General features: G+C 57.5%; 15 protein-coding genes. 13 read left to right on the forward strand and 2 right to left on the reverse strand.

The genetic code is table 11. The features are described 5' to 3' along the window. Positions 1-14 precede the first annotated feature (14 nt). The 9 genes from EO174_RS11935 (at position 15) to EO174_RS11975 (ending at position 10,361) form a co-directional block, all read left to right on the forward strand. Complete coding sequence (locus tag EO174_RS11935) at positions 15-956, forward strand: hypothetical protein (protein ID WP_005997787.1); 942 nt, start codon at positions 15-17, stop codon at positions 954-956. A gap of 4 nt (positions 957-960) precedes the next feature. Next, positions 961-1,842, forward strand: coding sequence for a PD-(D/E)XK nuclease family protein (locus EO174_RS11940; protein ID WP_157999010.1), 882 nt, complete (start codon positions 961-963; stop codon positions 1,840-1,842). Between the two features lie 454 nt (positions 1,843-2,296). After that, a complete protein-coding gene (locus EO174_RS11945; RefSeq protein ID WP_005997785.1) occupies positions 2,297-3,070 on the forward strand; it encodes a hypothetical protein in 774 nt (257 codons plus the stop codon). A gap of 70 nt (positions 3,071-3,140) precedes the next feature. Beyond that, a complete protein-coding gene (locus EO174_RS11950) occupies positions 3,141-4,199 on the forward strand; it encodes an AAA family ATPase (RefSeq protein ID WP_005997784.1) in 1,059 nt (352 codons plus the stop codon). A gap of 10 nt (positions 4,200-4,209) precedes the next feature. Further along, positions 4,210-4,875: a hypothetical protein gene (locus EO174_RS11955; protein WP_005997783.1), complete on the forward strand. Its 666-nt coding sequence runs from the start codon at positions 4,210-4,212 to the stop codon at positions 4,873-4,875. Between the two features lie 229 nt (positions 4,876-5,104). Further along, on the forward strand, positions 5,105-6,172 hold the full coding sequence (locus EO174_RS11960; protein WP_005997782.1) for a DUF3150 domain-containing protein: 1,068 nt from the start codon (positions 5,105-5,107) through the stop codon (positions 6,170-6,172). 9 nt (positions 6,173-6,181) lie between these two features. Then, on the forward strand, positions 6,182-8,122 hold the full coding sequence (locus tag EO174_RS11965; RefSeq protein ID WP_005997781.1) for a vWA domain-containing protein: 1,941 nt from the start codon (positions 6,182-6,184) through the stop codon (positions 8,120-8,122). A gap of 265 nt (positions 8,123-8,387) precedes the next feature. Next, positions 8,388-9,527 (forward strand): toprim domain-containing protein, encoded by a 1,140-nt coding sequence (locus EO174_RS11970; protein ID WP_005997780.1) that lies wholly within the window; start codon positions 8,388-8,390, stop codon positions 9,525-9,527. A gap of 57 nt (positions 9,528-9,584) precedes the next feature. Continuing rightward, positions 9,585-10,361 carry a hypothetical protein gene (locus tag EO174_RS11975; protein ID WP_039422639.1) on the forward strand — a complete coding sequence of 259 codons (777 nt, stop codon included), beginning with the start codon at positions 9,585-9,587 and terminating at the stop codon, positions 10,359-10,361. Positions 10,362-10,413: 52 nt separating this feature from the next. Here the strand turns inward: EO174_RS11975 and EO174_RS11980 are convergent, their stop codons facing one another. Then, on the reverse strand, positions 10,414-10,827 hold the full coding sequence (locus EO174_RS11980; RefSeq protein WP_005997776.1) for a protein-disulfide reductase DsbD N-terminal domain-containing protein: 414 nt from the start codon (positions 10,825-10,827) through the stop codon (positions 10,414-10,416). 134 nt (positions 10,828-10,961) lie between these two features. On the opposite strand from EO174_RS11980, the gene EO174_RS11985 reads away from it, so the two are divergent. From EO174_RS11985 to EO174_RS12000, 4 genes are all read left to right on the forward strand, one after another. Next, positions 10,962-13,274: an ATP-dependent helicase gene (locus EO174_RS11985; protein ID WP_005997774.1), complete on the forward strand. Its 2,313-nt coding sequence runs from the start codon at positions 10,962-10,964 to the stop codon at positions 13,272-13,274. Between the two features lie 159 nt (positions 13,275-13,433). Beyond that, the gene (locus EO174_RS11990; protein WP_031424584.1) at positions 13,434-14,765 is read left to right on the forward strand and encodes a hypothetical protein; all 1,332 of its coding nucleotides are present in this window, start codon (positions 13,434-13,436) and stop codon (positions 14,763-14,765) included. A gap of 241 nt (positions 14,766-15,006) precedes the next feature. After that, positions 15,007-15,879 (forward strand): hypothetical protein, encoded by an 873-nt coding sequence (locus EO174_RS11995; protein ID WP_126941434.1) that lies wholly within the window; start codon positions 15,007-15,009, stop codon positions 15,877-15,879. 3 nt (positions 15,880-15,882) lie between these two features. After that, complete coding sequence (locus EO174_RS12000) at positions 15,883-16,389, forward strand: hypothetical protein (RefSeq protein ID WP_005997770.1); 507 nt, start codon at positions 15,883-15,885, stop codon at positions 16,387-16,389. On the opposite strand, the gene EO174_RS12005 is transcribed toward EO174_RS12000, so the two are convergent. Further along, a complete protein-coding gene (locus tag EO174_RS12005; protein WP_031424586.1) occupies positions 16,386-17,018 on the reverse strand; it encodes a hypothetical protein in 633 nt (210 codons plus the stop codon). The genes EO174_RS12000 and EO174_RS12005 overlap by 4 nt on opposite strands. Between the last annotated feature and the right edge of the window lie 76 nt (positions 17,019-17,094).

A 17,094-nucleotide genomic window follows, 5' to 3' on the forward strand; every position in this document is an offset into this window, starting at 1 on the left:
TGTGGAGATAAATCATGTCTGCAAAGTATCAAGTCACCGACGGTCCTTTCAGTGGAACATTGCTGGACAGGTCCCGGCTTCAGCCGTGGCGTTACGCAAATGGAGATCCCGTAGTCATAAATGGGAAGGAAATGAGCGAATGGACCCCGGACTACCTCACGCCGATCTTTTTGAGGGTTTTCGACCCCCAACTGGGCTGGTCCGTCACAACGGACATGGTTGTCCTCAAGGGTCTAAAGCTGCCCGACTATGCCAACCCTCTAGTGGAGAACGGCGTCACCGTGAAGACCAGCTTCGGTGGAGACGTGCCGTCGATGCTGCAGGTCGTCAAGGTCACTGCAACTCTGTCTGACCCTGAAGGAAAGGTCATCCACGCGGTCTCCATCCTGCAGGGCATCCACAACATCAACTCAACGGACCTCGGTTTGAAGAGAGCACTGCTGCAGCTGTATCGCGGAACAGGCCTTCCTAGCTCACCCGAGGGGCAAAACCCGGTTTTCGTTCCGCAGAAGCCTGAAGAGGCGGCAGCATCCACACCGGTCGCTTCTGTGTCGCAATCGGCTAACCAAGCTGCTGCTGCCCAGGCCGTGCTTCAGATCCGTCCGATTTCCCAGACGGCTTCGAGAGCGGAGGGCGACGATTCGGACGTTGGTGCTGACCAAATCTCCTCTTCGGAAGCTGAGTCCGCAATCGAGCAACCTACTTCGCAAGAAGTAGTGCAATCGGTGGAAGTAGATGCCAAGAGCAAGTCTTCCGAATCCGGCGCGTCTTCGCAGGTTAAAACTGCTGAGGCGGACGTGGCCACAGTCGACAACAGCAAGATCGATCCTCGCTTCCTTAACCAGCTCACGCACTTCGCAAAGCTGGCGGGGGAGGACGTTCGCCAACTGAACGACGACACGGACGCGAAGGCAGAGTTGGTACGAATGCGCCTTGTAGCTAATGGGAGGGGTTGATGCCATGCAGAAAACCCTATACCTGTCGTTCTCGTCTGACTCTACCTACCTAACCTGTCCGCGGCAGTACAAGCTGACGAAGATCGACCGACTCACCTGTATCCAGGAGAGCATGGCCACGATGTTCGGAAAGGTTGTGCACACGGCCATCCACCTGTACCTGAAGTCGGAGATAGACGGCGCACTGTTCACGGCTCCTGAGTTTTTTGAGCAGGAGTTCGTGCGCAGAGCATCGGCGACCAACCTTCGGCTTCCTGCCAACTGGTCCATCCAGGACTTCATCGACTGCGGTAGGTTGATGATGAAAAGGTTCGACGAGTTCTGGAAGCAAGGCGAGTATGAAGTGGTCCTTGATGCCAAGGGTGAGCCGATCCTTGAACGCGAGTTCAAGATCGGTCTGCCTGAGAATATTGAGTACACCGCTATCATCGACGTCATCCTGCGCCGTAAGCGTGATGGTTGGATATTCGTCTGCGACTGGAAGACACCGGCTCAGGCTTCGTTTGAGGGCTTTGCACTACTATCTGAGCAGCTAACCGGCTATCAAGTAGTGGTTGAAGCGTTCATGGCGGAAATGGGTCTTGAGCGGCTCGACGGCACCATGTTCGTTGAGCTACTGAAGCGCAAGGTGCCCGTCAAGCGCGGTGCAACTGGTCCGATGGTCGAAAAGCCTTGTGTTGTGCGGATGCGTAGTGAGGAAGAAAAGCTGGAGTGGATGCAATCTCGGCTTGAAACTGGCCGGAACATCAGGGCAGGGAAGTTTCCAAAAAGGCCACTCAGTGCGTTTTCCTCTCCATGTACTCTCTGTGATATGCGTAACCTATGCATGGTCGGATCGATGGATGGTCTTGTTGTTCGAGAACCATTCCAACGACGTGCAGCATAGAACTAAAAAGTCGTAGTCGGAGAAGTACAAGACGACTGTGAAGAAAACTTGTTTTTGTCAGTGTGCCGGGATTCGCTTATGCGATCCCGGTTTTTTTCCGAAAACCGGTTGACACATCAACTGCGCACCCTTAAATTTGATGTGCATCGACACGCCGGTCTGGGCGCCGCTAAAGCCCCATTATTCAGGTCTCCGACCTTTCAACAGCGCCCGTTCTGGGCAAACGTCCCTGTTCATTCCAGTGCCCTTCCCACGGCGGGATTGCGTGTGCGCTTTTCATCGAGCGTAGAGGCAATCCAAGTCAATCGGGATCGTGGGCTTCGTCGCCCTAGTCGATTTTGTCAGCTGGTCTGACAGCTCCGTGAAGCTCAAATCACGACATCAATCCCGGTCGGGACGAACTCCCGACTCTGGGGCTTCGTCTTAGCCGGTTCATCGACAAGACGGAGACACCATGAAAGATCGCAAGCACAAGCGCCAGAAGCGGCGTAACAGTCAGGGCAGCCACGATATACAGCCCCAGTTGTTCAGTATCACGGTGACGGACTCGGATATCGAGGTAAGTCATCGCTACACTCGGGACGGAATGCTTGACCTTCTGATCAGCTCTCGCAAGAAGCAGGGCCGATTCTCCAAGGATGCATTTCGTATCAGGCGGCCTGGCAAGGATCGTAAGAAGACCTTGCAGTACAGGCTTCAAATGCGGACCCGCGAGACTGAGCGCGTCGTCGAGTATGTCTCCAAGCCTGCTTGTTCTCGCTACAGCGAGGCGCGCGTCAGGGGAAACGACACGGAATTTAGTCGCGAGGAGATCATCATCATCCACCAGAAAATGCTGACAGCCTTCCAAGAGGCCTTCCAGCAGAACTGGGCAACCAACAACGCCCGCTTGATTGAGTTGGTTGTTTGGATGACCGCAAGCCGACCGAACGACCCGTTCTCTTACGAGACGTGTTGCTACGTCAGCAACGTCGATCCGGATATTGTCAGGGATGCAATCCTGAAACAGGTTCGGGCTCGGTACAAGCATGAGCGACTCCATTACGACGTGTTCCGCCAGTCAGTATTGGCAGCGGAACGTGGCGATGCGGATGCGCTGATGTGGCTCTACAGCACGGACGAATCGGAGTTCTCCTTCCTGGGGCTCTGCAAGATGTTCGACTTCGAGCCGAAAGCTGGACGTTCCACGATTCGCGTGCCCTCAGGCATCGCGAGCCAGGTCGCATAACTACAACTAACCCTACTGGGGAGAATTCTCCCCGACGGGCGGACTCCCCTTTTCCACACTGGAGTCCACCATGTACAACTCTAATCTCGAAGCTATCACTATCCCCGCGAACGACCCGTTCGCCGATACCAACGCATTGGCAGCCTCACCCCTGGACTACAGGGTCGCGGTCAGCAAAATGCAGGCAATCGGTCTGACCATCGGCGACGCTGACACAATTGTCGGAGTGGGTACGAAGAACCACACGTACCTATCGGCATTGAACCCCTACTTTCACTTCGACAACATCGAGTTCGACCGCCTGTTCTCTATGGCTTTGGCTCGTGAGTGGTCGCGTGATGACGCGGAGCCGCGTCGAGGGTTGCTGGTCAGCGGGGATAGCGGCACCGGTAAGACCACACACATTCGCCAACGGCTTGCCATCCAAGGCATACCGTGCATCGAGGTTACGATGCGGGCGGATATGGAGCCTACCGACCTGCTGTACACGCGTTCTATTGTTGGTGGTGACACCATCATCGAATACGGTGCCGGTGCTCTGGCTGCTAAGCACGGAATCCCATTGGTCATCAACGAGATCGACGCGGCCAAGCCCAGCACATTGCTGGGTTTGAACGAGTTCTTCGATACCGGCACGGTGGTCATTACGGAAACCGGCGAAGTCATCCACGCCAAGCGCGGATTCCAAGTCCACGCTACCTGCAACTCTAAGTTCCTGGACGATCCCACGGATGCCTTCGCGGGTACCCGCGGCCAGAACGCCAGCGTGCTGCGTCGCTTCTTCAGCATGGTGTACGACTCCCCAACGGCGGACCAGGAGGCTGATTTCATCCAGTCCCTGTATCCGGATCTCGATGCCGGCGTCGTCAAGAAGAAGGCCACGTTTGTCGTGGCACTGCGCGATGCGGGCAAGACGCCCACCAAGATCGGCAATCAGAACGTTCAGCTGTCTCGTACTTTCTGTCGCTCGATGGTGATCGACTGGCTGTACCTGGAATCGACCTTCGGCTACATGCTGAACCGTGGCGTTTCACCCGGGCTGTACGCCCTAGGCCCGGTCCTGACCAACTTGATGCCAGATCATGAAAAGGAAGCCGTAAAGGCCCTCTACGAAACGATCCTCGTATAAGGGGTAGCACATGGCCCCGATCATCCTCCGCAAGCGGGAGGCCGACGGCACATTCAAAAGTGTCGAGGTCTCCAAAAATAATGTCGGTATTACCATCACAACTACCAAGCCCGGAAAGAGGCCCAAGACGGACGTCGAGGGTTTCGGTGCACTAAAAGTCCCCGAGCAGGACCGGATCAACGAGATCGTTGGCTCGTACCTTGCTCAGGGATACTTCTCGGAAATGCTCGATGCAGCCCAGGAACCGCTTGATTTTTACACAGCCCAGTTCCTCGACATGGACGCAGTCCACGCCTTCCTTATCGATGTCCGCCAGTCGGGCGTGGTAGTGAAGGACGTGCCGGGGCCTTCAGGCCTCGACCTTGAGTTCGACGGATTTATTGCAGCCGTCAAGAACAACTTCAAGGGCGTCCAAGTCACCACGTATGTGCCACAGCGGCAAAGGCACCAGGCTGTCCCGGTGTTTTTCGCGATGTCTGCATGCGCTGTTGATGTAGCTGCTACCGACGCTGACGCCAATGCCTTCGATGTCAAGGAAGCTTTCCGCCTTGTACATCGAACTGGAAAGGTGCCGGTGGAAGCCATTTCCCTGCTGTGCCACCTCGATTTGATTGCGAAGCCACTTCCTCCGCCAGCGCCAAGGGCAGGGAGGGTTGCGTTCTCAATGTCGCTCTGACCACCAACAGACCCCTCTCCGAGGGGTCTTTCTCCTGCCTCCGCCGGCGACAGCAGAAAGACCCTTTTGAGCCCCTGGCTCTTACGTCCACAGGCCACGTTAGCCTGCTCAACTACCCGACCGGGACAGTAATGTCCCCTGGGGACTTTATCTGTTCAGTCGGGACCAACATCCCGCCTGCGCATCGGGATGTCATCTCTCTTGTGGGTCGCGCACCCGGAAGATTCCCATGACCATCTCAATCAAAGACTCGCCCATCAGTAAGCTCGTGATGTTTTCACCCCAGGTTTCGATCTGGTCGGGAACCCTCAAGATCGACCGCGATCTGGACTACAAGGACATTGCATCCACCCTTCCGCCGCAGCAGTTCGCATCGGATGGCCGTAAGAACCTGGTGGACCAAAAGTACCTGGCAGGACCGCGGAAACTGCGTAAGCGCCTTGAGCGCTTGCTGAAGACCGAGGGTTTTTCACTGATCGGTGACTGCGTGGCAGTGAATGAGGATCGTGCTGTAACGGTACTCAACGAACTGCCGAAGCTGGAAGCAGAGTTCATTGCTGAGGTCGATTCATTCATCGCTTTCTTGCAGTCCGCTTATATGGAGCAGGTCGATAAAGCGCCTGTCGAATGGAAGGAACTCCTTATGAAGGGGCGCCTTACCGCCGATGAAGTGCGTAAGCGCTTTGCCTTCAAGGTGGGCGTCTTCAAAATCACCGCCCCTGCTGAGAACGATGCAGATCCCATCAATGCGCACTTCGCCAACACCATCATGGTGAATGCGACGCCGCGGCTGATGGAAGACGTAGCGGCCGAGGCTCGGGACATCTTCTTCAATTCGTTCATGGTTCCGGTGGAGCCCAGCAACCCGAAAGGGAAGCGTCGGTTCAAGGATTCAGTCACTCAGGCGACCGTCAAGCAAGTCACCCGACTTGTGGAAAAGCTGAGTGACTACTCCTTCTTGGATGCTCGCGTGTATCCGACCGTCACTTCTCTGCGCGTCATCCTTTCCAGTCTTCCGTTCACCGGTCCGCTCAATGCACAGCAGACCAGCACCTGCTCTACGGTGCTGCGTCAGCTGATGGATCCGGAAACGACACTTGGAATTGGCGAGGCTTTCGCGGCCAACCCCAACGCACCCCAGCTTCCCACTACCCCCGCCCAACCGACCCTTTTTGCAGGATCGACCACGGCGCAGCCTGCAACGTATTCCGACATCCCCTCGGTAGAGCCAGCCGTCATGGTGGCCAACCAGAGTCTGTCGCAATCACGCCGCCAGCTGTTCTCGCAAAACATCTGAGGTCACTACATGGACAAGAATCAATGCAGGACCATCCTTCGCACCGCCCTTACGGGCGGTGCGTTGGATCCCAAAAATGCAGTTCGCTCCGCAATGGCAACGCTGGGCGGCATGCCCATTGCACTGACGGGCCTGGCTTCGGCCACGGGATGCCAGGTGCATGTGGTTTACGGTGCAAGCGATTGCGGTTCCACTGACGGCAAGGTCATCAAACTGATGAACCTGCCGATTCCGGACAACAAGAACGACATCGACACGCTTTTGCTGATGTCGTCGCTTGCATACGGGCTGGGGTACCACGAACTGGGGCATGTATCAGAATCGGATTTCTCGGTTCTGGCGCATCTCAAGAGCGTGACCCCTTTGGTGGACTCGCTGTTTGGGATCATCGAAGACGTGCGCATGGAGAATGCGTTCATCGGAAAGTGGCCGAACACCCGAAAGTTCCTCGACAGTCTTACCCAATCGCTCTACCTGATGGATCGGTACACCCATGTGACGGCTGAAGCCACTCCCATGGGCGCACTCACCGGCTACCTGCTGTACCGGCTCTACTGCGACTATCGCGGGGACGTGGGCACGAAGGAGCTGGCCTTGGAGGCTTATGCGACTTGTGAGTCGAAGTTTTCCAAGGGGTTCATGACGCGTCTGGATGCAATGCTCCCGCAGCTGGACCAGCTCTCCTGTACCGCCGATTCGCTGACCATGGCCAGGAACATAGCCAAGTTCATCGAGAAGGCCAAGGAAGAGGTGGAGCAGCAGCGCCGGCCAAGCCAGCAACCCTCCGGGGCGGCTGACCAGATGGGACAGCAGGGGCAAGGCGATCACCTTCCGCAGGACGGACATGGTGCTTCTGAGGGCTCTGGCGATAGCCAGGACCAGCAGGATGCCCAGGACGACCAGCAGGGCGCCTCTGAAGGCTCTAGCAGTGACCAGGGTAAGAAGGGCGGCGCCAGTAAGGGCAAGAGCAACAGGCCTGACTTAGGGAACACGGGCAACGACGAAATCTGTCCCGGCGACGGGGCGGGTGGAGGCGATAACACGGTCTTGGCGGCACTCCAGTCCATTCTTGACCCTTCCAACACGGACAAGAGGGCCGGGGAACGATCAGATGCCATCAAGGATGCGCTGGCACAGGTGGTCAATCAGGTGGCACCCCGCTCGCGGGGTGAACTCAAGATCGACAGCCCAGCCATGCACGTCAACGTTTCTAACGTCACCACCTCCATCAATACGAATGCCAATCCGGATTGCGACATGGGTGCGGCCTTGGCTGTAACCAGTCCACTTCGACGCTCGTTCCGGCGGAACATGGAAGCCATTTCTGCAGCTGAAGTGAGCATCCACCGGCGCGGACGTCGAATGTCGACCTCACACATCCATCGTGTAGCTGTCGGCGATAGCCGGGTGTTCAAATCGGTCTCAGAAGAGATTGCACTGGACACCGCGGTCGTACTGGGCCTGGATGCATCCAGTTCGATGTCCGGAAGCAAGATCAAGCTAACGTGTGAGGCAGTCTATGCCTCGGCTGTGGCTCTGGAAGGAATTGAAGGCGTCACTTGTGGCGCGTTCACCTTCCCGCGCAACAACATCATCCTTCCATTCGGACGCAAGGCAAAGCATGTACCTGGTCATTTCCAGCTCCATGCATCTGGCGGCACGCCGATGGATGATGGTGTTTACCTGGGTATCCGGATGCTCCAAGCGCAGCGCAAGCCACGCAAGGTGATGATCCTGACTACCGACGGTGAACCCAATAGCGATCGCGTTGAATCCACCAAGGCAGCCGTTGAGTACGCCTTGAGCCTGGGTATCGAAGTTGCAGTGATGGGCACCTATGGTGCGCGTAACGTCTGCGGTTTCGAGAACTGGGTTGATCTGACCGACATATCGCAACTCCCCGAGGTTGTTACACAGTTGTTTGGCCGCAAGTTGATGCGAGCGGCTTGACACAGGACATCCCCAACCGGCCATCAGGCTGGTTGGGGAGACTCCTGGCCTGGAGAGTTCATGGGCAAGCCCCTAGCTTGCCGATGCACTTTCTGAGGCTCGCCTCACGAACGGGAATCGGCCCGCCAATACCGAATCAATCACACCTTTAGAACCACCTCAATACGCCCGAACCGGGCACTTCAAAACGCCTCAGAACACGCCATGCAACAGCGGCGTGCTGATCGCAATTGCCAAGCAAAAACCGCGTACCTAAGGAGCCGACATGAACCGCATTCGCACCGCAGAAGAAGAACAGGAATACCGGCGTAAGCAACAACACGAAACCAGACTGCTCAACGAAACACTGAAGGGCCGCTGGGACCAGGTGCTGCCGGGCCTCATTCCTGGCCTGGATCTGGCCGTGGAGAGAGGACACCAGCACCACATCACTTGCCCGTTTCACGGCGGTGTCAACGATTTCCGTATTTTTCAGGATTTCGCTGACACTGGCGGCGCCATTTGCTCTTGTGGCAAATGGACTGACGGATGGGCATTGTTGATGCACGCCCGCCGGTGCACCTTCTTCGAAGCCAAGAAGATGCTGGTGGAGGCGCTTGGTGGTCGCTTCGACGCGTCGAACCTTCCGGTCCGATACGTGAAGGCCAAGGATCCTGACGAAGTTGCGCGGAAGGATGCTTTCAACAAGAAGATCGTTCAGCAGATCTGGGGCGATGCATTACCCCTGACCGATGACCGTTCTGCACCCGTTCGGCGCTGGTTCTACAACCGGCAGCTGCACGAAGTGCGTGGGCCGCTTAATGTGCTTCGCTGTCATCCTGCCCTGGAATATTTCACCGAACGCAATGTGACGCATACAGGGCCGGCCATGGTGGCGATGATGACGGACATCAACGGACGTACCTGTGGCTTGCACCGCACATGGATCACCAATGATGGGCGGAAGGCGAACGTCGAATCTGTACGTCGGCTTACATCCTCCATCTCTACCCACCCCATCGAAGGCAGTGCCGTCAAGTTCGACACCGAGCCTCATCCCGTTTTGATGATCGGGGAGGGCATCGAGTCGTCCTTGGCTGCCCGCGCCATTGCTGGTTACCCTACCTGGTCCGCGCTCAACCAGAACCAGATGACGAAAGTAGAGGTTCCCGACTACGTGCAGGCCGTAATTGTGTGGGCTGATCGAGACCACAACGGAGTCGGCCAAACCGCAGCGGCCGAACTTGTTGCCCGCCTCCGAAAAGCAGGCAAGAAGGCTGTCTGCGTCATACCGCCGTTCGCTCCCGCCCCTGGCGAGAAGACGGTTGACTGGAACGACGTCCTCCGGTCCCTCGGACTTGAGGAAGCTCGCAAGCTTCCGATCGTGCTACAGGTTCTCGAACCATTGCGCGCTTCACTAAACTAATCCATCCAACCCCATCACCCCGGCGCTTTGACAGGCCGGGGTTCTACTATGGTTCCTATGTCACTCACTCCTCAGCAGAATTTGCTGCTCCTTGCTCTATTTGTAGCCATCCCCCTGATCGATTGGCTCTGGCGTGTCACGTGTCCGCTGATGGAATGGCTTTGGCGGGTTGCGTTCGACAAACGGGTACGCATGCGGTGGCCTTCCGATCAACAGATGATGGTCGTTGCTCTCTATGTTTTTTTGCTGTCGTGCGCACTACTAGTCACGCTAGGTGCTATCTCAGTTGCCAATCGCCTTAATCTGATCTACTCCTACTACCAATTACGATTGAATTTGTATCTGGTAACAGGTGCGCTGACAAGCAGCGTTCTTGGTGTCCTAGCAGCCATCCTTTGCCGGTACTTCACCCACGCGAAGCCGCGCCCCATGCATGCCAGCAATCATCATCACGCCAAGCAGCGATGGTATGCCTATCAGCTTGAGCATGTTGGACGCGATCAATATGCACTGCATTTCAACAAGGCCAATCGAATCCACATGCGGAGCAAGTGCGACGTTAGCCTCAAGGTTTACCCTTACATAGCCCTGACGGCAATTCTTGATCTGCTTGGCCCAGGTAAGACGCTGTTTCTGACAACGCCGAACGCCGATCTATACTGGGCAGTGAAGCGACAGCGGTCGACGTTGGAATCCGCTCATCCTCAGATTAGGGTCAAACCCTACGCCACGCCGCTGAACTGCATCATCGGTGCTTACGGAAGCTGGACATACAAGTGGGGCATTCCTCTAGGGAAAGCCGTCATTAGCCGCGGTTACACCATCAACACCTAAAAGAAAAACCCCGGCCATCTGCCGGGGTTTTTTTGTGCCTGTTGATTCTGAGTCATCGTGTCGTGAGTGTTCGCACCTCAGCCGGATAGCAGAGTTGGTCCTTCAGGCAGCCCTGCATCTTGAGCCGTAGCCGCACCCTAGAGGCCTGGTCAGTCGACATGCCGCGAACGACAACGCGGCTACCGGCATCAAGCACCTCCTCACGCCCAGCGACCGGATCATCAATCACCTTGGTGCCGCCGATCTGGTAGCTTGTCAGCTGAAAACCCTCCGTGTCGATAATCGACAAGCGGTCACGATAGAGGTAGTACCCCTCCGGAATCTGGAACGAGATGACTAAGGTGTTCGCGTCGTAGGCCGAGAGGGTCGGGCGGAAGGCCTGGGCGGCCGAAAGGGGCTCGTCGTAGGCAGCCAGGGCGAGGGGCGCGCTGGCCAGCATCGCGAGGAGGAGGGCAATGCGTTGCATGCGTGTGTGAGTATACGAAGAAGGTCCCATCACGGTAGCAGCGGCAATCAGCGCCCGAAACCAAGGTTGGGGGGGCTTTCAATGCTCCCCCAAACCCACTTTGGCGACACTCCCAAATGGCCTAGTCTGAACACATGAGCCGACGATTCACGGACGAACAGATTGCCGTAGCAAACCACGTCACCGGGCACGCACTGGTGTCTGCGGTTGCCGGCGCCGGGAAGACCACCACCTTGGTGGAGCGCTGCCGGCGGCTGATCGCCACCGGCATTCCTGAAAGCCAGATTCTCTGCCTGCAGTACAACAAGGAAGCCCAGCTTGATTTCAGCAGCCGCCTGACCAGGCGCATGGGCACTTCCGTCATCCCCCACGTCAAGACGTACCATGCGTTCTGCTTGGCAATGTGGAAGCAGCTTGAGCAGCAGGGCCATGTCGGCAGGACCCTTCAGCCAAAGGATTCAGCCTCGGCTGAAGACGCGATGATGCGGCAAGCCCTGAAAGACCAAGCGGGCAAGGGCGTCTACGTCTCCCAGGAGCAGTTCGAGATGCTGAACTCGCTCAAGACTCTGACTAAGAGCTGCTTTGACACACCCGGTACTGTTTACGATCGCACCGACATGCCATACGAGGCCCGTACGTTGATTGTGGGTGCGTATATCAGGTTCGAGAATGAGCGTCTCCGCAGGCGCCTGCGTTTCTTCGATGACCAAATCTACGACACTGCCGTGACGTTGCGCGGTAACCCTGAGCTGTGGAGCCTGTTCCGCGGACGCTACCAGCAAATCCAGGTGGACGAGTTCCAGGACATCTCAGAAGTTCAGATGAGCATCCTCGAAGGAATCACAGGTCCGGACACGACCGTGGTGGTGGTCGGCGATGCCGATCAGGCGATCTACTCTTGGCGCGGCAGCAAGGTTGCTTACATCGTGCACGAATTCGCCGCGCGTTTTACTCCGTGCACTCGCTTCGCTATGTCACGAACCTTCCGATTCGGTGACGAATTGGCGCTGTTCGCCAATCATATCGTGGTCAACAACAAAGAGCGCGACGACAAGATCAGTATTGCTGAGGAAGGCAATCCCAACACGCTGGTCGAACTGACATACCCGGTGAAGGGGCGCAACGCCTTCATCATCAACTTGTTGCAGGAGCGCATGGCCAACGGTTCGCTGAGCGATGCCGCCATGTTGTGCCGCAACTATAGTCATTCGGTCCCTCTGCAGATGGAGATGCTGATGTCCGGCATCCCCTTCTTCGTCTATGGCCGTGAAGCAACGCTCTACAATCCTGAGATTGGCTGCTTGGTGGGCGCCATGGCAATGGCCGCCGACCATTGGCCTTTCCCTACGCGAAGCATTCCGCGGTTCATTCAGGCCATGATGGTCGCTCCTACGGTGTTTGTGTCGAATGCCGTGACCCAGATGCTCACCGTCAACGCGATGGAGGTCTTCGAAGATCAAGGCTCGCAGGCAGTGGGGAAGGGCATGCTGCAGGCCGTGAAGCAAATTGCTTCGATCGTCACGCAGCACGAAATGGAGCGCTTGAAAACGGGCCTGCCAATGCTGAAGGACCGGGCAAGCTTCATGGAGATGCTCTGTGCCGGTGGCATGCGGTCATTGCGCCCTGGCCAAGTGATCGACACCTACATCCAGTACACCAACCTGATCGACTCTCTGCTCAAGCACTCACGCACTCGCGAAGATGGCGAGGAGAAGGTCCGGAATGTACAGGCGATGCGAGCTGCCGCTGAGGGCTTCGAGACGCTGACCGCGTTCTTGGATGAACTGGGACCAATGGCCGCTCACGAAAAGGACAAGCCGCCCAAGCATCCACACGTGCGCATTCAATCAGTCCATTCAAGCAAGGGTGCCGAGTTCCCACTGGTTATCCTTCCCAGCTGGAACGCCGGCGTCGTTCCAGCTAACTCGCCCCTGGACGCGGAGGAGGAGCGCCGGCTCGCCTACGTTGCCGTGACCCGTGCCAAGCACCACCTGGTGATCCAGCACGCAGAGGATCCGATGCTCACCGGCTGGATCGAGCAATACGAGGACTTTCCCCCCGCCAACGACGGCATTCGCCGCGCCAGTCCCTACCTGTTTGAGGGCGAGCTTGGGATCTCGATGCGTGTAGCCGAGGCGGTGCGCGACGGTGTGCAGGACTGCATCACCCTCCGAAGCCCGCGTGTCGCCCAACGCTACATCGAGGCAAAGGGGATGGCAGGCCTGATTCGCATCGAAACTCTTCCTCACCTGGCGGCCCTCAGCGCAGGTAGGCCACTCACCGACATTTCCGCCCTTGCCCCGGGCGCTCAAATCTGGAGCCGCGGCCGAGGCACCTGCGAAGTGATCGGTCGCGTGGGGACATCTCCTGCGTTCCACATCCGACTGGCCGATGGCAGCACGGCGTACGAAGTGCTTACCGAGGGTGGCGACTGGATGGTGCTTTAAGACTTTAACTGTGCCGCTTAATTTCTCCCCCAAACTCATTTCCGAGTGATCGTGCTCGCTGGTACAAATGAAGTGAACAGCAGCTCCTTACACTGATCGCAGGCTGTGCGATTAGAAGATGAAAGGATGTGCTGGGAAACTTTTGCCAGGGATCAGCACATGAGCAACCTCGTCCGTCCGCAAGTCTTCAATGGCCTCTTGGAGAAGGCCGGTCTCGCCCAGCTTGACCCGGGTGAAATCTCAGTTCTGTTCTCCAGCATTCCGCCGCAGTATGGCCAGAGCCTGGTCGCTGGACTGCAGCAAAAAGACGCTACGTCGACCAGTCAGATCCGTGCATGGTCGCTTGCCCTGAAGCTGCACAGCCGCATCATCAAGTCGATCTCCAATACCATCTCGTTGTCGGACGTGTATGCCACCTGCAAGCTGAAGGGAGCGAAGCTGGTTGGCGACCTGCTAGCCAGCGTTGAGGCAGGTGATGCCAACGCCACCGAGTTCCTGACCGCCCACCTGCGCGACGGCTTCAAAGCAGTTCGTGCCCAGGGGCTGCCCGCACTTCTTGGCCTGTCGAGTGCGGCGGCACCTTCCGCAGGCCACCAGCAGGAACAGCGACAGAGTGCGCCGAGCAACAGCGGCATCAACTCCATGCCGCCTCCGGGCGATGATGCCGATACGACCTCGGACTTGGAGCATGCCAGGCAACAGCATCGGCCGGCGCCGCAGCAGGAGCGCCACCAGCACCATGTGCAGCCGCAACGCCATAACCAGCAGCAGAATGGTGGCCAGCAGCGCCAGCACCAGCCGCCTCCGCGATCGGATAATCGCAGCCAGAGCCAACAGGCCCGCGACTACGAGGACCGCCGCGTGGTTAGTCATCCCACACGTGATCGCCAGCAGCAGGGCAGCTCTGGCGGCCCGCGCGTACCGGAGGAGTCTAAGTACGACCAGAAAGCCTGCTTTGGACGGGACACAGCAATCCAGTTCGAGCGCTGCGTCAACAACCAGAACACGAATTACACGGTCAACATCGCCATCGCAAAGGCGAACGGACAGTCCACGCGCGGCGGCATGAACTGGGACGGCAAGATCACCCTGATGTGCGTGCCAAAGGAAGTGCAGCTCATCACGGCAGTCCTGCGAGGGTTCCTGCCAAAAGCACGATTTGCTGGCCACGGCGCCAACAACGAAAAGTGGATCGAAGTGCAGGAAACGGCGGACCAGTATGCCGGCGCCATTCGCTTCACGATCGCGCAAGGGAAAGACATCCGCAACGTCAACGTTGGACCGGACGATGTGGGCGAAGTTCTGGCCATGTTCTACCGGACGTGCAAGGACCAGCTCAAGGAAAAGGACGGCTACTTAGTTGACCAGGCCATCCGTCGCGCCGCCGACTTGCACACCAAGTCGCAAGCTGCGAAGGAAGCCCGCGGCGGCGCCGGCGGTGGCCAGCGCCCGCAGGGGAGCGGTTACGGGCAGCAGCGCCGCACGGGCTAAGGCGTCAGGAGGCGGGGCAGGGACGCCCCCGATTCAATGCCCGCCCAACCCGGCTTACGAACGCAAAGCCGGCTCGCCAGAATTGAGCAATTCCTTACACACTGCCCATATGCGTTCCAAGAAACCCATACAACGGCGGACCAAGAATCCGCTGCTAGCCCAGCGACGAGTCGGCCTCAAGTCAGGCGCGATGCCGACGTCCGCGCCAACAAACCTACCGCAGATTCCGGAGTCGGTCGTCTTGGACCTACTCAGGCTGGAGGATTCGGTCGACGCTCTCGATCGGATCTACCAAAGCGTGCTCTCGGCGATCGAGCGGCAGGCCCGCGACGCAATCTCGGTGAACGAGAACCTATCCGAAGTCTTCGCTCAGGGAGCTTCAGTATCAAACGGAGCCCCGTTGCTGGATTGGAGCGCCGAACGTGCCGTTTCCCCACACGATGCGTTCCGTCAGCTCGCAGAGCGCCTAATGACAGCACTGAGGCCGATTTTGGACCCGTCTGGATCTCTCAACACAGTTCCATACAACGACCTCATCGAATGGCCGGACATGCCCACAGTCGGCCGCTCAAACGAGCGTCTACTTGCGACGCTGGACTACGCACGCTCACGCAGCCTGCGGACCTTCTTTGACGAAGTGAAGGCTCGTTTTCAACCTGAGAAGGTCCCCGCCAATGCAGCGCTGCTGGCCACCAACGATCTTATGGCCGGATTCTGCGTCGATCAGCCGGACATCATCGTGCTGCCAGTCAAGCGCAGCTCCGGCGCAGCGCAGTTCGTCATCCGCCTGCTCAAGTCGCCGCTGACCATGCATATCAGCCGACAGAACCTCAACATCATTCTTCGCGTCAACGCAGCGATCGCCACTCTGGCGAGGTTGAATGGTCGGCACAAGCTGGCCACCACGATCAATGAGGGCAGTTCGGCAATGCTGCTCAGGCTGACGGCGCGCCAGAATCAATTCAGCGACCACGACAGGCACAACTTTGCCGATGACTTGATTGTTGTGATGCGGCCGGACCACCTGCAGTACCACGTGCCAGAAACGCTCTATGAAATGATCAAGGATGCATTTCACAGCAACTGTCCAAGCGTTCTCATAATGCAAACGTGACCCATGAAGAGAATCTTCCTACCTCCGATGCTTCTCGTTCTTTCTGCATGCGGGTCGCCCTACACCACCAATGACGACCTGGTAAGCAATCTGGCTTTGTCTGAAGGTCACAGCGAATGCATATCGACAAGACTGAAAGCAGTTCTCGATGCAGCCCGCGTGGTAGAGGTCATCCCACGCTTGCACAAGTGCACCGTCATAGGAAGAGCAAAGTCGTTTATGACAACCAGCACCAACCAGTGCCAGAGCCAAGAAACGTCTGTACATTTTGAACGTCTCTACAATAGAACATTGACCGATTCGCTCAATCAAGTCGGATGGATCTCAGACAGTGCCCCGACGAGGATCGCTCGTACCGTAAAGGGTGACTACGCAGTCTTCCTACCAGGAGATGTCGTAGCGAAAAGTCTTCCTGGCAACCAATGCGACCTATTCGAACTGAAGGTGCGTGCCGGTCTGTCGATGCATATCAAGTATGCTGCTGCAGTGAAAGCGCAAGGGGCTCATTAGCGTAAATTTACAGCTCGATATTGCTTCTGTTTGCCATAGCGCGGCCCGCTCTTCTCGATCGTTGCGCAGAGGCGATTCTCTCCGCAAGGCGCCAAGTCTGCTTGAGAGACTAGCTTCCAATAGCCAATCGAGGCGCGAAGCTGCACCAATTCGTTGCGTTTCTCGTTGATGATGCCCAACGCGAAAGCCACGGCCCCTAGGCCCAGGATGCCTGCTACGAGCATTGTGGCCGAGGCGATCCACATGCGCCGCGTGACCCTAGTCTCCAAAGTATGCTGCGCTTGCTTGTAGCGCTGCGTGGCCTGCTGCAGCGTCTGGTCAGCATTGACCATTTCTTCATTGAACCGCCTTGCTGCAGGCTCCAGCGTCTGGCCGAGCGCCTGATTGGTCAACTGGGTCAGCCTCGGCAGCGCGTTTTCCAGCACTCGATTCACCTTGTGATCGGCGCTACTCACCGCGTTTTGGAGCAACTGGAGTTGCTCCGCGACCACATCGCGCAACCGTTGTTCGCGCTGTTGCGTCGAAGACATCAGGGTCGCCAGTACCGTGATGGTCTCCTGCAACGACGCGTTCGATGCATTCAATTTCGTCATCATTTCCGCCATTGCGGCAGCGTCTTGCCTGTCCATGAGATCTCCTAAGCTCGGCTGGTCACGGAAGCGATTTTGACTAACCACCGCCTCCACCACCACCACCGCCCCCTCC

This window comes from Xanthomonas sp. BRIP62418 (assembly GCF_003993495.1).
GTDB classification, from domain to species: domain Bacteria; phylum Pseudomonadota; class Gammaproteobacteria; order Xanthomonadales; family Xanthomonadaceae; genus Xanthomonas; species Xanthomonas euroxanthea.